General features: G+C 58.7%; 19 protein-coding genes. 6 read left to right on the forward strand and 13 right to left on the reverse strand.

Annotated elements, in window-relative coordinates; translation table 11 throughout:
• Positions 1-14: 14 nt before the first annotated feature.
• The 10 genes from G113_RS04885 to G113_RS04930 form a co-directional block, all read right to left on the reverse strand.
• On the reverse strand, positions 15-1,109 hold the full coding sequence (locus G113_RS04885; RefSeq protein ID WP_005894499.1) for a flagellar basal body P-ring protein FlgI: 1,095 nt from the start codon (positions 1,107-1,109) through the stop codon (positions 15-17).
• A gap of 14 nt (positions 1,110-1,123) precedes the next feature.
• Positions 1,124-1,795, reverse strand: coding sequence for a flagellar basal body L-ring protein FlgH (gene flgH / locus G113_RS04890; RefSeq protein ID WP_005894502.1), 672 nt, complete (start codon positions 1,793-1,795; stop codon positions 1,124-1,126).
• A 13-nt stretch (positions 1,796-1,808) separates the two neighbouring features.
• Positions 1,809-2,597, reverse strand: coding sequence for a flagellar basal-body rod protein FlgG (gene flgG, locus G113_RS04895; protein WP_005894504.1), 789 nt, complete (start codon positions 2,595-2,597; stop codon positions 1,809-1,811).
• Positions 2,598-2,610: 13 nt separating this feature from the next.
• Positions 2,611-3,357, reverse strand: coding sequence for a flagellar basal body rod protein FlgF (locus tag G113_RS04900; RefSeq protein WP_005894506.1), 747 nt, complete (start codon positions 3,355-3,357; stop codon positions 2,611-2,613).
• Positions 3,358-3,490: 133 nt separating this feature from the next.
• Complete coding sequence (gene flgE / locus G113_RS04905) at positions 3,491-4,831, reverse strand: flagellar hook protein FlgE (RefSeq protein WP_005894508.1); 1,341 nt, start codon at positions 4,829-4,831, stop codon at positions 3,491-3,493.
• Positions 4,832-4,841: 10 nt separating this feature from the next.
• A complete protein-coding gene (locus G113_RS04910) occupies positions 4,842-5,570 on the reverse strand; it encodes a flagellar hook assembly protein FlgD (RefSeq protein WP_005894511.1) in 729 nt (242 codons plus the stop codon).
• A 17-nt stretch (positions 5,571-5,587) separates the two neighbouring features.
• The gene (gene flgC, locus G113_RS04915) at positions 5,588-6,007 is read right to left on the reverse strand and encodes a flagellar basal body rod protein FlgC (protein ID WP_005894515.1); all 420 of its coding nucleotides are present in this window, start codon (positions 6,005-6,007) and stop codon (positions 5,588-5,590) included.
• A 102-nt stretch (positions 6,008-6,109) separates the two neighbouring features.
• Positions 6,110-6,514 (reverse strand): flagellar basal body rod protein FlgB, encoded by a 405-nt coding sequence (gene flgB / locus G113_RS04920; protein WP_005894518.1) that lies wholly within the window; start codon positions 6,512-6,514, stop codon positions 6,110-6,112.
• A gap of 63 nt (positions 6,515-6,577) precedes the next feature.
• A complete protein-coding gene (locus G113_RS04925) occupies positions 6,578-7,402 on the reverse strand; it encodes a CheR family methyltransferase (protein WP_005894521.1) in 825 nt (274 codons plus the stop codon).
• Between the two features lie 18 nt (positions 7,403-7,420).
• Positions 7,421-8,332 carry a chemotaxis protein CheV gene (locus G113_RS04930; RefSeq protein WP_005894523.1) on the reverse strand — a complete coding sequence of 304 codons (912 nt, stop codon included), beginning with the start codon at positions 8,330-8,332 and terminating at the stop codon, positions 7,421-7,423.
• A gap of 157 nt (positions 8,333-8,489) precedes the next feature.
• Between G113_RS04930 and flgA the strand changes: the two genes are divergently transcribed.
• The 3 genes from flgA (at position 8,490) to G113_RS04945 (ending at position 9,998) form a co-directional block, all read left to right on the forward strand.
• Positions 8,490-9,173, forward strand: coding sequence for a flagellar basal body P-ring formation chaperone FlgA (gene flgA, locus G113_RS04935; RefSeq protein ID WP_005894525.1), 684 nt, complete (start codon positions 8,490-8,492; stop codon positions 9,171-9,173).
• Between the two features lie 88 nt (positions 9,174-9,261).
• Positions 9,262-9,585, forward strand: a complete 324-nt coding sequence (gene flgM, locus G113_RS04940; protein ID WP_005894527.1) for a flagellar biosynthesis anti-sigma factor FlgM — start codon at positions 9,262-9,264, stop codon at positions 9,583-9,585.
• The gene (locus tag G113_RS04945; protein ID WP_005894528.1) at positions 9,582-9,998 is read left to right on the forward strand and encodes a flagella synthesis protein FlgN; all 417 of its coding nucleotides are present in this window, start codon (positions 9,582-9,584) and stop codon (positions 9,996-9,998) included. The genes flgM and G113_RS04945 overlap by 4 nt, the downstream gene beginning before the upstream one ends.
• Positions 9,999-10,157: 159 nt before the next feature.
• Here G113_RS04945 and yfcE read toward each other — a convergent pair whose 3' ends face one another.
• Positions 10,158-10,721 (reverse strand): phosphodiesterase, encoded by a 564-nt coding sequence (yfcE, locus tag G113_RS04950; RefSeq protein ID WP_005894530.1) that lies wholly within the window; start codon positions 10,719-10,721, stop codon positions 10,158-10,160.
• Entirely contained in the window at positions 10,718-12,379 is a 1,662-nt protein-coding gene (locus G113_RS04955; protein WP_005894532.1) for a peptide ABC transporter substrate-binding protein, read from the reverse strand. Before G113_RS04955 ends, yfcE begins: the two co-directional genes overlap by 4 nt.
• Before the next feature lie 303 nt (positions 12,380-12,682).
• Here G113_RS04955 and G113_RS04960 point away from each other — a divergent pair, with 303 nt between their 5' ends.
• The gene (locus G113_RS04960) at positions 12,683-13,585 is read left to right on the forward strand and encodes a DMT family transporter (RefSeq protein ID WP_005894534.1); all 903 of its coding nucleotides are present in this window, start codon (positions 12,683-12,685) and stop codon (positions 13,583-13,585) included.
• Between the two features lie 198 nt (positions 13,586-13,783).
• Here the strand turns inward: G113_RS04960 and rsuA are convergent, their stop codons facing one another.
• Positions 13,784-14,476, reverse strand: a complete 693-nt coding sequence (rsuA, locus tag G113_RS04965; RefSeq protein WP_005894536.1) for a 16S rRNA pseudouridine(516) synthase RsuA — start codon at positions 14,474-14,476, stop codon at positions 13,784-13,786.
• Between the two features lie 164 nt (positions 14,477-14,640).
• Here rsuA and G113_RS22195 point away from each other — a divergent pair, with 164 nt between their 5' ends.
• Complete coding sequence (locus G113_RS22195) at positions 14,641-14,802, forward strand: hypothetical protein (protein WP_005894538.1); 162 nt, start codon at positions 14,641-14,643, stop codon at positions 14,800-14,802.
• The coding region (locus G113_RS04970) for an HD-GYP domain-containing protein (RefSeq protein ID WP_456236277.1) at positions 14,796-15,249 on the forward strand (454 nt) is incomplete at its 3' end. The genes G113_RS22195 and G113_RS04970, both read left to right, overlap by 7 nt.

A 15,249-nucleotide genomic window follows, 5' to 3' on the forward strand; every position in this document is an offset into this window, starting at 1 on the left:
AAGGTTGGAGACTGTTACAAAATAACCAGCTGGCCTTCGATGGCACCCGCCTGCTGCAGGGCTTCGAGGATGGCCATGAGATCGCCCGGGGCTATCCCGACCTGATTCACCGCCCGGACCAGATCATCAAGGGTGGCGCCGGTATCGAGCTTGAACATACGCCCCGGCTCTTGCTGCACATTGATGGTGGAGTTGTTGGTGACCGCTGTCTGCCCGCCCGCCAGGGGATTGGGCTGGGAGACTTGTTGGTTCTCGGCAATGGTCACCGTCAAACCGCCATGGCTGATGGCCGCAGGCTTGAGCCTGACCTGGCTGCCAATGACAATGGTGCCAGTGCGCGAGTTGACGATGATCTTGGCCGCCTCGGCACCCGGATCCACTTCCAGGTTCTCTATGGTGGCGAGATAGGAGACTCGCTGACCCGGATCCCGGGGGGCAAACACCTTGACCGAGGTGGCATCCAGGGCCTGAGCGGTATTAGGCCCCACCAGATTATTGATGGATTCTGCCAGGCGACGCGCCGTGGTGAAGTCGGAGCGATTGAGGTTGAACGTAATGGTATCGCCCTGACTGAAGGAGTTGGGCACCTCACGCTCGACGGTGGCGCCATTGGCGATGCGACCCACGGTCGGGGTATTGACCACCACCTTGGAGCCATCGGCCCCCTCGGCGCCGAGACCACCGACCACCAGACTGCCCTGGGCCACCGCATAGACACGGCCATCGAGCCCCTTGAGGAAAGTCTGAAGCAAGGTACCGCCCCGCAGGCTCTTGGCCTCACCGATGGCGGAGACGGTCACGTCTATGGTCTGACCCGGCTTGGAGAAGGGGGGCAGATCGGCGTGAATGGCGACCGGCGCCACGTCTTTTATCTTCGGCTTGATGTTGTCGGGCACCTTGATGCCGAAGTTGTTGAGCATGGTACGAAATGTCTGCTCGGTGAAGGCGTTGTTCTTCTCGCCGGTGCCGGGCAGACCCACCACCAGGCCATAGCCCAGCAGCTGGTTGTTACGTACCCCTTCGACTGAGCTGATGTCCTTGATACGGGCGGCATTGGCCACCAGGGGTAACAGACAGCAGCACAGACAGAGTGGACGGAGTCGTTTCATGGGTTCTCCTCGCACTAGAGCGGCCACCAGGGACCATTGAAGAAGCTGGTCAGCCAGCCTTGTTCCTGGGTATTGGCCAGGTCACCGGTGCCACCGTAGTGGATGCGGGCATTGGCCACCTTCTGGGAGGAGACGCTGTTGTCCGAGGTGACATCTTCGGGGCGGATGAGGCCTGTGATGCGAATGTATTCGTTGCCGTTGTTGAGCATGATCCACTTCTCGCCACGCACCACCAGATTGCCGTTACTGAGTACCTTGGCCACGCTGACCGAGATGCTGCCCTGCAAGCTGTTGCTCTGATCCGCCTTGGCTTGTCCCTTGAATGCGGCATTCTGGCCGATGGAGGCGGACAAGTCATAGGCACCGGCCGTGATAGGCACGCCCCCCAGGCTGACCGGATCCAGGTTGAACTTGTTGTCCTTGCCGGTCTGGGTATTGGCCTTCTTGGAGGCTGAGGTCGACTCGGACAGTTCTATGGTGATGATGTCACCGACCTTGTGCGCCTTGATGTCCGAGTAGATGCCATTGACCTGATCGGGCTGAAAGATGGCGCCGGTCGGACGCACGGAAACCGGCTCCGAGTCGCCATAGACGGGGGCGAATTCGGGGTCGTCCGGCTTGGCGGTATTGAGGGTGCTGGTGCAGCCCCCCAGCGCCAGCAGGCTCAGCATCCAGATGGTTTTCATCATGAGGCTCCCATTACAACCGCTGGGTCAGATAGGACATCATGGAGTCCACCGCCGAGATCACCTTGGAGTTCATCTCGTAGACTCGCTGGGCCTGAATGAGGTTGACCAGCTCTTCGGTGACGTTGACGTTGGAGACCTCCAGCATGCCCTGCTTGATGACACCGAGTCCGTCCGCACCGGCCGTGCCTTCGATGGGGGCGCCGCTCGACTGGGTTTCGAGGAACATGTTCTCACCCATGGGTTGCAGGCCGGAAGCGTTGACGAAGTCGCTGATGTTGATCTGGCCAATCACCTGGGACTGACCATCGCCCTTGAGCTGGATGGAGACCTGACCATCTTCGCCTATGGTGACGCTCTGGGCGTTTTCCGGGATCTGGATCTCGGGCTGCAAGGGATAGCCGTTGCCCGGGGTGACGATAGTGCCCTCGTCATTGAGGGTGAACTGGCCGTTGCGGCTGTAAGCGCTGCTGCCATCGGGCAGTTGCACTTCGAAGAAACCACGACCATTGATCATCAGATCCAGAGAGTTGTCCGTGGTCTGCACGTTGCCCTGACTGAAGCTCTTCTGGGTAGCGACCACCTTGGCGCCCGCCCCCAGCATCAGGCCGGACGGCAGCTCGGTATCGGCCGAGGAGCGCCCCCCCGGCTGATTGATGTTCTGATAGAGCAAGTCTTCGAAGATGGCTCGGGATTTTTTGTAGCCAACGGTACTGGCGTTGGCGAGGTTGTTTGAGGTGACGGCGATGTTGGTCTGCTGGGCATCCAGTCCCGTCTTGCCTATCCAAAGTGCAGGATTCATGTCTGGCTCCTAATTAGCTGATACGCAGCAGTTGGGTTTGGGCCTCGTCGTTCTCCTGGGCCGTCTTCATCATCTTGACCTGGGTTTCGAACTGACGTTGCAAACGAATAAGGTTGGTCATCTCGTCGACCACATTGACGTTGCTGTTCTCCAGCGCGCCGGCGATCAGCCCCACATCGGCGGAGGCCGGCTCTGGCTGGCCATCCTTGCGGCGAAACAGGCCATCTTGCCCTTTCTCCACCGCATCCGCAGCCGGTTTGACCAGCTTGATGCGCTGGAAATCCTCCGGCAGGCTGGGGGCAGCCCCTTCCGGGCGACCCGTGATGGTGCCGTCCCTGTTGATTTCCAGCTTCTCGAGGGGCAGCGGCAGCACGATGGGCCTGCCTGCGTCATCCACCACATTGAGCCCGGTACTGGTCTGCAAATTGCCGGTCGCGTTCAACTCCAGATTGCCCATGCGGGTGAAGGCTTCGCCGCCCTTGCCATCCTGTACCGCGATCCAGCCCTGGCCATCCAGCGCCACGTCCAGATCCCGCCCCGTGGTCATCAGGGAACCATGCTGCAGGTTCTGGCCGGGCCGTTCGGTCATGGCAAATACCCGCGTCGGCAAGCCTTCGCCGAACGCCTGCATGGCGCGAGCCTGCTCGAAGTCAGACTTGAAGCCAGTGGTGTTGGCGTTGGCCAGGTTGTTGCCACGCACAGCCAGGCTGTTCATGTTCTCTTTGGCACCGGACATAGCGATATAAAGCAGGTGGTCCATGGGATCCTCCGTCAAACAGATGACTCTGACGTGGATAAAGCAATTAAGATGCCAATAAGATCACTTCGATTTTAAGGCATTGATATATAAAGAAAGGGCGCCGAAGCGCCCTTGCATACCAACCACGAATCGATCAGCGGATCTGCAATATGGTCTGCTGCAGCGAGCTGTTGATTTCCAAAGAACGGGAGTTCGCCTGGAAGTTGCGCTGGGCCGTGATGAGATCCACCAGCTCCGAGGTCAAATCCACGTTGGACTGCTCCAGTGCCGACGACTTGATGGAGCCGAAGGTACCCGAATTCGGGGTACCCGGCAGCCCATCGCCGGAGAGCAGGGATTCGCGCCAGGAGGTATCCCCCACCTGGGTCAAGCCTTGCGGGTTGGCGAACTTGGCCATGGCCACCATGGCGACCTTGACGGTGGTGGCGTTGCTGTAGGTCGCGGAGACGATACCGTCATTGGTGATCTCGACCTTGGTCAAGCGGCCTACCGTGGAGCCATCCTGGGTCAATTTATTGACTTCGAAGGGGGACGAGTACTGCGTCACCGTGCCGAATTTTATCTCGATCGCCTGGGTGGGATCGGCGCCATTGTCGATGACGCCGGCCCCCGGTGTGCCCAGGGCTTCCGTCTTGACGATGGCCGGGGTGATGGTGTTGACCTTGCCATCGGCATTGAAGGTGATGTTGGCGCTCAGTGGCGGGGTCGCCAGACCCCCCGCCGGGGTGGTCGCGTTGCCGCCGGCGATGTCGATGGGCTTGTCCCCCTCGTACAGATACATGCGCCAGGAGGTCGGGCTCGCCGACTTGGTGGGATCCAGCGGATCGGCATCCTTGACGAAGTACTGAGTGACGGTATGGGGCTCACCAAGGGAGTCGTAAGAAACCACCGATGTAGAGGAGGAGTAGGTAGTCGAGTCCTTGGGATCGAAAGTAGAGGGGTTGACGACCTGAGGGGTGGCGTTGGCTGGCAAGTTGAAGCTGGCCTCGACGGTGGTGGTCTGCTTGGGTTCACCCGCCTTGTCCGGGATCTGGATAGGCTTGGTGGCATTCAGACTCACCGCCTTGGGGGTGCCGTCGGCATTGATCTCGTAACCCTGCAAGAAGCCGCCGGAGTTATTGACCATGTAGCTGTTTTCATTGAGCTTGAAGGCACCGGCCCGGGTATAGCTGCGATCCAGGGCACTGACGCCGTCCGAGGTGACGAAGAAGCCGTTGCCCTGAATGGCGAGATCCAGGGAGTTGTTGGTAAATTGCAAGGCCCCTTGCTGGAACTGCTGCGCGACTGCACCGGTCGCCACGCCATTACCTACCTGGGTCTTGGAGTTGACGAAAATGGAGTTGGCATAGACATCGGCGAACTCGGCGCGGGACTCCTTGAAGCCGATGGTATTGACGTTAGCAATGTTGTTCGCGGTGACGTTCAGGTCTTTTTGAGCCGCATTGACGCCACTGAGGGCATTGTTAAATGACATGTCTTTCTCCTTAGATCACTGCGTTGTTGGTTGGGGTGGGCGTCGTGGTCGACTTGCTGCCGGAACCGGAAATTTCCAGCACATCCGTGAGATAGATACCGCCCAAGCCTTTGAGTTTCAGGGTGCTGGGCGAGCTGGCCGACCCCAGGGTGACACTCTCCACCTGGGCATAGGTCAGGGCCGGCAGGCTCTCCGACTTGCCCGCCACGGTGGCGCTGGCTTCAATCTGGTACTTGCCTGTCTTGGCCGGGTTGCCGTCCTTGTCCAGGCCATCCCAGTTGAAGGCCACATTGCCCTGGTGATCGCCCTCCAGGGAGAACTCCTTGACCACCTGGCCACTTTCATCTTTCACCGTCACCTTGACGTTACTGCCACCATCACCGGTCGCAATGACCCCAGAAATGTCGCCGCCCTTTTCCAGATAGCCGGTATTGGACGGGATCAACACATCCTGACCAACCAGGGCCGAGGCCTGGAGCGCCTGGCTCGAGGTCATCAGACTGTTGAGGCTCTCCATCTGGGAGGAGAGGTTGTTGATCCCCTCCGAGGTGGACATGGACGTCATCTGGGACAACATCTGCGCGTTGTCCACCGGCTTGAACGGATCCTGATAGGAGAGCTGCATGGTCAGCAGCTTGAGGAACGACTCCTGATCCAACTCCTTTTTCTGGACAGTGCTTGCGGTCTGATTCGACGAAACGCGGTTGACGCCCAGCACGCTGTCATAGGTATCTGCCATTTACTTGCCGCCCCCTATCAGGACTTACCCAGATTGAGCGTCTGCTGCAGCATGCGCTTGGCAGAATCGGCAATCTGGACGTTGGTTTGGTAACTGCGCGAGGCGCTGATCATGTCAGCCATCTCCTCGACCATGTTGACGTTGGGTTTGAAGATGAAGCCATCCTTGTCAGCCATGGGATGATTGGGATTGAACTCCTTGAGCAGCGGAGCCTTGCTCTCAACGATGCCCTTCACCTCGACGCCAACCGACCCCTGTCCATCGGACATGGCCTGTTCAAGCTGAGCGGCAAAAACTGGCCGCCTGGCATGGTAAGTTCCTTCCACGCTGGAGCTGACGCTGTCGGCGTTAGCCATGTTGCTGGCCACGGTATTGAGTCGCACCGACTGGGCACTCATGGCGGAACCTGCGATATCAAAGACCTTGAACAAACTCATTGCGGTGCTCCTTGTTTTGTTGCAAGGCCTGGTCCAGGCCACGGCGTATCTGGTCATTCATGAGGTGGGCGGCTATGTGGCTAAGGAGACATTCAGGCTGCATCATCCCTGCTCTCCCTTGAGGGCCTTGAGCAGGCCGCTTATCTTGCCGTTCATGAATTCAACCGAGGTCTGGTATTCGAGGCTGTTACGCAAAAACTCGCTGCGTTCCTGCTGCAGATCGACGGTGTTGCCGTCCCCTGTATCGGGCTGGAGCGGGTTGCGGTACTGGGATGTGCCCGGCTTGTCCATGTTCAAGGCGAAGTGGCGCTCACTGGTCGTGGCCAGACTGAACCCTTGCTGATGCTGCTGCGCCTGGGCCATGGCATCGGCGAAGTTGATGTCCCGGGCCTTGAAACCTGGGGTATCCGCGTTCGCGATATTGCTAGATAGCACCTCGGCACGTTTGGCGCGCACGCTCAACGTGTATTGATGAACACCAAAAGCCTTGTCGAATGAAATTGCCATAACACACCTCCTGCTTGCTGGATTCTTAGCAAGAGGTGTGCCAAAGGAGGAGATAGGGAGGGGTTATTTGACTTTGTAAACAATACCGGGGTTACAGCGGATCATCTCGAACCTGTCGGTGAGACCCGCCAGGGACTCCGAGGCTCCCAGCATCAGGTAACCGCCCGGATTCAGGCTGGCAGCGAACTGGTTGAGGATCTTTGACTTCACTTCAGGGGCAAAGTAGATGAGCACGTTGCGGCAGAAGATGATGTCAAACTTGCCAAGCAAGCTGTAGCTCTCCAGCAGATTCAGGGGGCGGAAGGTTGTCAATTTTCTGACACGGTCCACAACTCGCATCTTGTTGTCACCATGGGGCTCGAAGAACATCTTCTTGCGCTCGGGGGAGAGACCACGGGCCAGTGCCAGGCTGTCGTAGACCCCCTCCTTGCACTGATTGAGCATAGTGCTGGAGATGTCTGTGCCTATGATCTGTACCCCGCCCGGCAAGGTGCCAGGACGCTTGACCTGTTGCTCCAGCGCCGACATGGCGATGGAGTAAGGTTCCTGGCCGGAGGAGGAGGCCGCCGACCAGATCTTGATGGGTCGGCCACTCTTGCCAAGCTCGGGAAACAGCTTGTCGGTGAGCAGCTGGAAGGGATAGGCATCCCGAAACCAGAGGGTCTCATTGGTGGTCATGGCATCAACCACCGCCATCTTCAATTCCCGCTCACGCAGGCTCATGGAACGAGTCACCAATTCAGACAGACTCTCGATGCCAAACTGAGCCATCAAGGGGGACAGGCGGCTCTTCACCAGGTATTGCTTGTTGTCACCCAGCACAATTCCGCACTGCAGCGCCAGAAAGCTGCTGAATTGCTTATATAAGTCGTCTGACAGTGTCTTCATGTATGCGTTCTTCTTGTTTTAGAGTGCGCCTTGAACGGCCTTGGCCAACTCATCGGGCTGAAACTTGGCGATAAAATTGTTCGCCCCGACCTTCTGCACCATAGCCTGGTTGAACACCCCACTGAGGGAGGTATGCAGGATAACATGTAAATCCTTCAGGCTGGGATTGTTGCGGATCTCGGCGGTGAAGGTGTAACCATCCATCTCGGGCATCTCTATGTCCGAGATAACCAGGGCGATTTGATCCTTGATCGGGCCATTTTTAGCCATCTCCAACAGCATGTTGAGAGCCTCGCGGCCATCTTTTGCCAGCACGCATTGCACGCCGATGGCATCGAGTGCCCGTTGTACCTGTTTGCGCGCCACCGAGGAGTCATCCGCCACCAGCACGGGGCGCCCCTGGGTGCTGTGCTCTGTGCTCACAGCCACCAGCTCCTGGCTCACTTCCGTCGACACAGGAGAGATCTCGTTGAGGATCCGCTCCACATCAAGGATCTCCACCAGTTCGCCATCGACCTCGGTGACCGCCGTCATGTAGTTGATGCGCCCTGCCCCCTTGGGTGGCGGCAAGATAGATTCCCAGTTCATGTTGATGATTCGTTCGACCGACTGCACCAGGAAGCCCTGGATGGATCGGTTGTATTCCGAGATGATAATGAAGCACTTGGAAAGATCGGCGATGGGCCTATTGCCCATCGCCATGCTGATATCGATCACCGAGATAGTCTGACCACGAATATGCGCCACACCACGAATGCAAGGGTTGAGCTTGGGCATGACAGTCAAGGGAGGACACTGTAGCACCTCACGCACCTTGAAGACGTTGATGCCAAATCGTTGACGCCCATTGAGCCGAAACAGCAACAACTCCAGGCGATTTTGCCCGACCAGTTGAGTCCGTTGGTTTACCGAGTCCAGAATACCGGCCATAAACACTCCCTAAAAAACGCCTGGCATTATTCATGCATGTTGAGCATGCGCCATGTTGACTCGCGCCAGATTTCCAGCGGTTCCAGAAACCCATCTTGGCGCAAGCATAGTGAACAGTTGTCTTATACGTTATCCACTTATCGACCAGCGGACGAAAATGATTAACAGACTTTTCCTCATCCTGTTGCTGCTCAGCGGGGCCAGCCAGGCCTTGGCATCCGATATCAGTGCCGAGCTGCAAGCCCGGGCGGAGGACTTTGTCCGGGATCAGCTCTCCTTGCCCCTCGATGCCCGGGCCGAGGTCAGCGCCGCCAGTATAGATGCCCGTCTACAGCTCACCGCCTGCGAGAGTGATCTCGACATCAGCTTGCCTGCCAAGATGGAGATCAGACGCAACACCACCATCTACCTCAAGTGCAACGAGACGCCGGGCTGGGGTCTCTATCTGCCGGTGCGGGTCAGTATTCAAAAGCCTTATATCACCGTCTCGGAAGCCATCGCCAAGGGGGATATCCTCGGTCGCAACCAGCTGATCCAGGCCTATGAGGATCAGACCCAGATCCGTGGCGACTATATACAGGACATAGAGGCACTGGTCGGCACACGCAGCAAACGCGAACTCAGACCCGGCCAACCGGTGCGTCTCAACCAGATTTGTGTGATCTGCAAAGGGGATCAGGTTACCCTCATTGCCGAAAACAGCAGCATGCAGATCAAAACCATGGCTCGCGCCTTGCAAGATGGCAGCTTCGGCGACATGATCAAGCTGATTAATATCAGGTCCGGCAGGACGGTGCAGGGCCAAGTGCAGTCAGTCGGCTCCGTTATCGTCAGCTTCTGAACGTTTTTTTGGTAATTTTCCCTAAAGTTCCGGTAGTTTAGACCGATAAACGGGTAAGCAGGCAGCAAAGCGAATTAAGGTAATCCATATGGCTATTAACAATATCAACAACTTGGCAGGTAATCGGGTACAAAATAATACCGGTAACAGCCAGAGCAGCGTGGCCAAGTCGACCAACGGCGGACAAGATGCCCACGCCACTCAGGTCAAGGTCGATTCAGTCTCCCTGACCAGTGAGGCGCAACAGTTGCAACAAGTACAGAAGAACCTCAACTCGGCATCGACCGGAAATGAGAGTCGGGTGGAGAGCCTGAAGAAAGCCGTGGCCAGTGGCCAGTATCAGGTCAATAACGACGCGGTTGCCAAGAAGATGTTCAGCTTCGAAGCCAAGCTGGAAAAAACCCTGGGATGATGAGTCTGGCTGCGCTGCTGCAACAACAGCATGATCAGCTGGCCCAGATGCAGGGTTTGCTGAGCGAGGAGTTTGAACTGCTCAAGCAACGCCGTGCCTTGGAGTTGCCTACGCTGGCCGAGCGTAAACAGCAGTTGCTGGGCGCCATAGAGACGCTGGATAAAAATCTGGCTGAACAGCCTGATCTTCAGGATGGGCTCGCGAGCCAACCGTATATCATGGCCAGGATCGCCGATGCTTTGGCCGCCTGCCAGCAGCAAAACGATACCAATGGTCGCCTGCTGGAACTGAGTATCGTCTCCAATCGTCGCCTCGCCGGATTCCTCAACCAACTGCGGGACAGAAACTCTCTCACTTATGATGCCAAGGGCAACACCCGCTCCGGTACCCGCTCCCCGGGGATCAAGGCCTGACCTCTCCCGTTTTTCCTGCCCTGCACTCTTAAGTGCATCCTTTGTGCCTTGTTTCTCAGCCAATCCCTTTACTGACCCGAACTCGTGATCCATGGTTTTATCGCGTAGCGCACTCAGGCTCACCACCGCCTCACGCCTTTCTCGATACAGCCCCCTGATTTACCCCCCTGTCAGGGAGAGTCGTTGTAATACACGACCATCCTGCGCCGCCCGCAGACTCAACTCCCCCGCTTCATAACAGATCAGGCTGGCAGGCAGTTCGCCCCTGGGAAAACAGATCGAGCCCGGATTGACCATGATCCTCTTCAGATCCCCCTCCCCAGTGCATGTCAGCTCGGGCAGGTGGGTATGACCGCTCAGGTAGAGGCTGCCCGGTGGCAGGGGCACGCCATCCGCCTGATAGAGATGACCATGGCTCATGAACCAGCGGCGCCCATCGACCAGCAACTGGTTGTAGGGCGCCATCATGGGAAAATCGAGCAGCATCTGATCTACTTCCGAGTCGCAGTTGCCCCGTACCGCCAGGATGCGGCTCGCCATGGTGTTGAGCCGCTCGGCCAGGGCCGCTGGCTGGTAGCCCTCGGGCACCGGGTTGCGCGGGCCATGGTTGAGCAGATCCCCGAGCAGCAGCAGATGATCCGGCTGCCAGGGCGCGAGCCAGGCCATGACGCCATCAAACGCGCTCAGGCTGCCATGAAGATCCGAGAGAATGGCAAGTTTCATCGCTCAGCCCTCTCGGGGGCGACGAAATAGAGATCCTTGGTGGCAATGGTTCCCTTGAGATTGGCGGTGGGCAGACCGCGCAACAGGGGATCGACCAGCCGCATCTGGTTGTAGTGATAAAGAGGGATGACTGGCACATCCTGCTCCAGCAGACGCTCAGCCTGCTGATAGAGGTGATTGCGGCGCTGCTCATCCAGGGTCACAACAGCCTGTTCCAGCAGCTGATCATATTGGGGATTGCAGTAGCCGCTCTCGTTTTGCGGATCCAGGCAGCGCAGGGCATTGAGCATGGCAGAAGGCTCCACATAATCACCAAACAGGAAGGAGCGCGCCATCATGAAGTCACCGCTGTTCTTGGCCGCCTGATAGGCGCTCCATTCCATGTTGCGCAGTTCGACCTCGACCCCGAGGGGCTTCCACATGCTGGCTACCGCCAGCGCCATGCGCTTGTGGTTCTCCGAGTTGTTGTAGGTGAGGGTCAGGCGCAGAGGATGAGCCTCGTCTATACCTGCTTCCTTGAGGAGTCTGGCGGCCATGGCGCTACGGATATCCTGGGTGGCGCTCGCCAGCTCAGGGAGGGTGGCGATATAGCCCGGCATGTCGGGTAGCAGACTCCAGCTGGGCACCTCACCCTGAGCACTGACCTTGGCGGTCAGCAGCTGGCGGTCGAGCACCATGCTCAGTGCCTGGCGTACCCGCACGTCCTGCAACTCGGGTTTGTTCAGGTTGAAGCTATAGAGATAGGTGCCAAGCAGCGGCAGGCCCCAGAGCCGTTCGGGGGCACTGGCCTTGATGCGGGCATAGTACTCCTGGGCGACTCTGTTGGTGAGCTGGATCTCTCCCGCCTCGTAACGCAGCCGCTCTGCATGCTGTGAGGCAAGCGGCAGATAGGTGACCTTATCGATGCGGGTGTGGTTGTTGTCCCAATAAGAGGGGTTGCGCTCAGCCTCCAGCCGCTCGTTCATCACCCAGCTGGTGAGCCGGTAGGCCCCATTGCTGATCAGATGAGCGGGCTGGGTCCACCCTTTGCCGAACTCGGCAATCACTTGCCGTGGCACCGGCACGAAAGGACGCTGGCTGATGAGCTGCAAAAAATAGGGAACGGGCCGCTCCAGTGTCACCTTGAGGATCTGATCTCCCTCGGCGGCCACCCCCAACATGTCCAGATCCAGGGCGCCGGCATAGATGGAACCCGCATTGTTGATGCCCGTGGCCAGCATCAGTTCCGCCGAAGGAGATGCGAGAGCGGGATCGAGCAGGCGGCGCCAGGCATAGACAAAATCCTCGGCCTTGAGGGGCGTGCCATTGGACCAACTGAGGTTGGGGCGCAGGAAGAAGCGCCATTCCAGACCATCCGGACTCTGCTCCCAGCGCATTGCCTGGGCCGGTACTATCTTGCCCTCTCCATTTTCGCTCACCAGTCCCTCGAACAGGTCGACCAGGATGACTTCACCGGGAAAGCCGCTACGCACCAGGGCCGGATCCAGGGACTCCGGCTCGGCACCATTGCCCTTGACCAGGGTCTGGCGGGGGGCGAAGTCCGCGATGGCATCGACGGGCGTAGCGAAGGCGCCCTGACTCAGGGTGCCGCCGCATAGCAAGGCACACAACAGGGAGGAGACCCGACGCAGGACGGGATGGATAACACGATGACGCATACAACTGACCTCTTTTCGCAATGCTTTATCAACAAGAGGGGAAGGCCGACGGCGCGCCTGATGACGAATGCATGATGCCGTCCTTGTTATCCCCGAAAACGCCCCGTATTGTATCCGGCTCGCCCCTGAGATGGAGTCTTTCGGGCTATTTTTTTCCGCTGTTTGTATGAAGTATGAGTCACTGAGGCAGCTATCGGCCTGATACGGTTTTCCAGTGACTTTTTCCGTTGTTTTATAAAGGTCAAGGGAGTGGCAATGGTGGCCACCTGACACCTTTTTCTGACTGCCTGTTCGGGGGGCTTTATGGGGTACGAGTGGCTGGCGCTGGCTGCAGCCAGTTTATGGGCGGTCGCCGCCCTGATATCGGTCAAACCGGCTCGCCATCTGGGGGCCTTCGCCTACAGTCGCTGGCGCATGTTTCTGGTCAGCCTGATGTTGGGGGGCGCCAGCCTGGCGACAGGGGGCTGGCAGAGCCTGAGTGGCGGGGCCGTGCCTCTGCTGATCCTCTCTGGCCTCATCGGTATCTTTATCGGCGATACCGCCCTGTTCGCCTGCATGAACCGGCTAGGGCCACGTCGCAGCGGCCTGCTCTTCTCCTGCCATGCGCTCTTCTCCGCCCTGCTTGGCCTCTGGCTGTTTGACGAGACGCTGTCTGGCTGGCGGCTGCTTGGCGCCCTGCTGGTGCTCATCGGGGTCATGCTGGCCATACTGTTTGGCCGGCGCGGCCAGTCCCATGACTGGGAACAAGTTCGCGGCCACATCGCCATCGGCATCGGACTTGGCCTGACCGCCGCCCTGTGCCAGAGCCTGGGGGCCATCATTGCCAAGCCGGTGATGGCAGGCAGCGACATAGATCCGGTCAGCGCCTCCGGGGTGCGCATGGCCAGCGCCCTGTTTGCCCATTGCGTGCTGCGTCTGTTGCGGGTGCCCCTCGCCATGCCGCTCAACCCGATCAATCGCCCCATCCTTGCCATGATAGGGATCAATGGCTTCCTGGCCATGGCCCTGGGGATGACACTGATCCTGGTGGCTCTGCGCCAGGGCGATGTGGGCATGGTGGCCATTCTCTCTGCCACCACCCCGGTGGTGCTGCTCCCCCTGCTCTGGTGGCATTCGGGTCAGCGCCCCAGTCTGCCCGCCTGGGCTGGCGCCCTGCTCGCCACCTTGGGCACCATACTGGTGCTGGGCATGAGTAACGGCCATTGAGTCGCGCCCCATCGCATGGGGTTGGAGATACGTGGCCCCTGACATTCAGGGATGGGACGATGAATTGATAAAGCGACTGATGCCGACCACAAAAAACGGCGGGGGCCTGTCAGCCCCCGCCGTCTTACCATCCGATATCCTCGGGCCACTCACCGGGCACCCTATTGTTCAACAGCGGATTGCTTACGACAACCTTGCTCAGAACAGGGCAATCTCTTCGGCAGTCAGTTCGCGGTACTCACCAAGTTCCAAGGTCTCATCCAGCATCAGACTGCCGATCTGCTCACGGTGCAGGCCGACCACCTTGTTGCCGATGGAGGCGAACATCCGTTTTACCTGATGGTACTTGCCTTCTTGTATGGTCAGTCTCGCCTCGCACTCGCCCAGCAGTTCGAGCTTGGCCGGGCGTGTTTTATCTGTCTCGTTGCGCAGGAAAACACCATCGGCAAACAGGGATATCGCATCCTGGTGTACCGGATCCGCCAGCCAGACCCGGTAAGTCTTGGCACACTCATGGCGTGGCGAGGTAATGCGATGGGACCACTGACCATCGTCGCTGATCAGCACCAAGCCAGTGGTATCGAGATCGAGGCGACCCACCACATGCAGCTTGCCGACAGCCGGCTCATCCAGCAGCGCGAACACTGTCGTGTGGTCCGGATCCTCATTGGAGCAGACATAGCCTTCCGGTTTATGCAGCATGAAGTAGCGGTTGCGCCTGTCTAGGCTCAGTGTGACGCCGTCAAACTCGATCTGGCTCTGTTCATTGATATGGAAAGCGGGTTGTTTGACCACAATGCCATCCACTATGACCTCTCCTCGCCTGATCACTCGGCCCGCCAGGGAGCGGGTCAGATCGGAGCAGTCGCAAAGAAATTTATCGAGCCGCATTCACTACCTCAATATTGCCATCGGGAAAAGGGCGACATTATATAGTCCAACCGTGACAACTCCAGCATTAACGCCAGCCCGACCTGTGACGCACCCGGAAACAGGGGTAGACTCCTTCCATCATCGGCCTTAGTTAACCGACACCATAATAAAGGCGGAAACCTATGACCTCAGCCTCCCCCCACCCCGTCATCACTGTCAGTAACCTCAAGCCCGGCATGTTCGTGGTGGGCATCATCAGCCAGCGGGGTGAAATGGAGATTGCCAGAGCGGGCTGGTCAGCAACGAGCGCCAGATTGCAGCCCTGGTGGCTCGCGGCGTGCTGAGGGTACGGGTCGATCTCAGTCGCAGCCAACTGAGTCAGGACAAGGCTCCGGAGGCGACCGACAAGCCGGGCGCGCCGATCCCGTCGATGCGCGCCATGCAGGAGCCCCGCGTTCAGGGGGAAGGGCGCGAGCTCAAGATCCGCCGCCTTTATCAAGAAGCCCGCGAGCTGCAAGGCAAGTTCATTCGCCATCTCAAGGCCGGCGAACCCATCGACATCACGCCGCTCGCCGCCGTGGCCGAGGAGATGGTCGACACCATGTTCAGCCACGGGGATGCCATGCTCTGCCTGGCGCGCATCCGTGCCAAGGATGCCTACCTGATGGAGCACTCCATGAACGTGGCCATACTGCTCGCCAACTTTGGCCGCTATCTGGGGCTCGAGCGCAACGTGCTCAAGGAGCTGACCCTGGGGGGACTGCTCCATGATGTGGGCAAGATAATGACCC

The organism is Aeromonas molluscorum 848, from assembly GCF_000388115.1.
In the GTDB taxonomy this organism is placed as follows: Bacteria; Pseudomonadota; Gammaproteobacteria; order Enterobacterales; family Aeromonadaceae; genus Aeromonas; species Aeromonas molluscorum.

Excerpts from the sequence above, each read along its gene's own strand:
- G113_RS04885 (WP_005894499.1), bottom strand. The coding sequence starts at position 1,109 with ATGAAACGACTCCGTCCACTCTGTCTGTGCTGCTGTCTGTTACCCCTG.
- flgH (WP_005894502.1), bottom strand. The coding sequence starts at position 1,795 with ATGAAAACCATCTGGATGCTGAGCCTGCTGGCGCTGGGGGGCTGCACC.
- flgG (WP_005894504.1), bottom strand. The coding sequence starts at position 2,597 with ATGAATCCTGCACTTTGGATAGGCAAGACGGGACTGGATGCCCAGCAG.
- G113_RS04900 (WP_005894506.1), bottom strand. The coding sequence starts at position 3,357 with ATGGACCACCTGCTTTATATCGCTATGTCCGGTGCCAAAGAGAACATG.
- flgE (WP_005894508.1), bottom strand. The coding sequence starts at position 4,831 with ATGTCATTTAACAATGCCCTCAGTGGCGTCAATGCGGCTCAAAAAGAC.
- G113_RS04910 (WP_005894511.1), bottom strand. The coding sequence starts at position 5,570 with ATGGCAGATACCTATGACAGCGTGCTGGGCGTCAACCGCGTTTCGTCG.
- flgC (WP_005894515.1), bottom strand. The coding sequence starts at position 6,007 with ATGAGTTTGTTCAAGGTCTTTGATATCGCAGGTTCCGCCATGAGTGCC.
- flgB (WP_005894518.1), bottom strand. The coding sequence starts at position 6,514 with ATGGCAATTTCATTCGACAAGGCTTTTGGTGTTCATCAATACACGTTG.
- G113_RS04925 (WP_005894521.1), bottom strand. The coding sequence starts at position 7,402 with ATGAAGACACTGTCAGACGACTTATATAAGCAATTCAGCAGCTTTCTG.
- G113_RS04930 (WP_005894523.1), bottom strand. The coding sequence starts at position 8,332 with ATGGCCGGTATTCTGGACTCGGTAAACCAACGGACTCAACTGGTCGGG.
- flgA (WP_005894525.1), top strand. The coding sequence starts at position 8,490 with ATGATTAACAGACTTTTCCTCATCCTGTTGCTGCTCAGCGGGGCCAGC.
- flgM (WP_005894527.1), top strand. The coding sequence starts at position 9,262 with ATGGCTATTAACAATATCAACAACTTGGCAGGTAATCGGGTACAAAAT.
- G113_RS04945 (WP_005894528.1), top strand. The coding sequence starts at position 9,582 with ATGATGAGTCTGGCTGCGCTGCTGCAACAACAGCATGATCAGCTGGCC.
- yfcE (WP_005894530.1), bottom strand. The coding sequence starts at position 10,721 with ATGAAACTTGCCATTCTCTCGGATCTTCATGGCAGCCTGAGCGCGTTT.
- G113_RS04955 (WP_005894532.1), bottom strand. The coding sequence starts at position 12,379 with ATGCGTCATCGTGTTATCCATCCCGTCCTGCGTCGGGTCTCCTCCCTG.
- G113_RS04960 (WP_005894534.1), top strand. The coding sequence starts at position 12,683 with ATGGGGTACGAGTGGCTGGCGCTGGCTGCAGCCAGTTTATGGGCGGTC.
- rsuA (WP_005894536.1), bottom strand. The coding sequence starts at position 14,476 with ATGCGGCTCGATAAATTTCTTTGCGACTGCTCCGATCTGACCCGCTCC.
- G113_RS22195 (WP_005894538.1), top strand. The coding sequence starts at position 14,641 with ATGACCTCAGCCTCCCCCCACCCCGTCATCACTGTCAGTAACCTCAAG.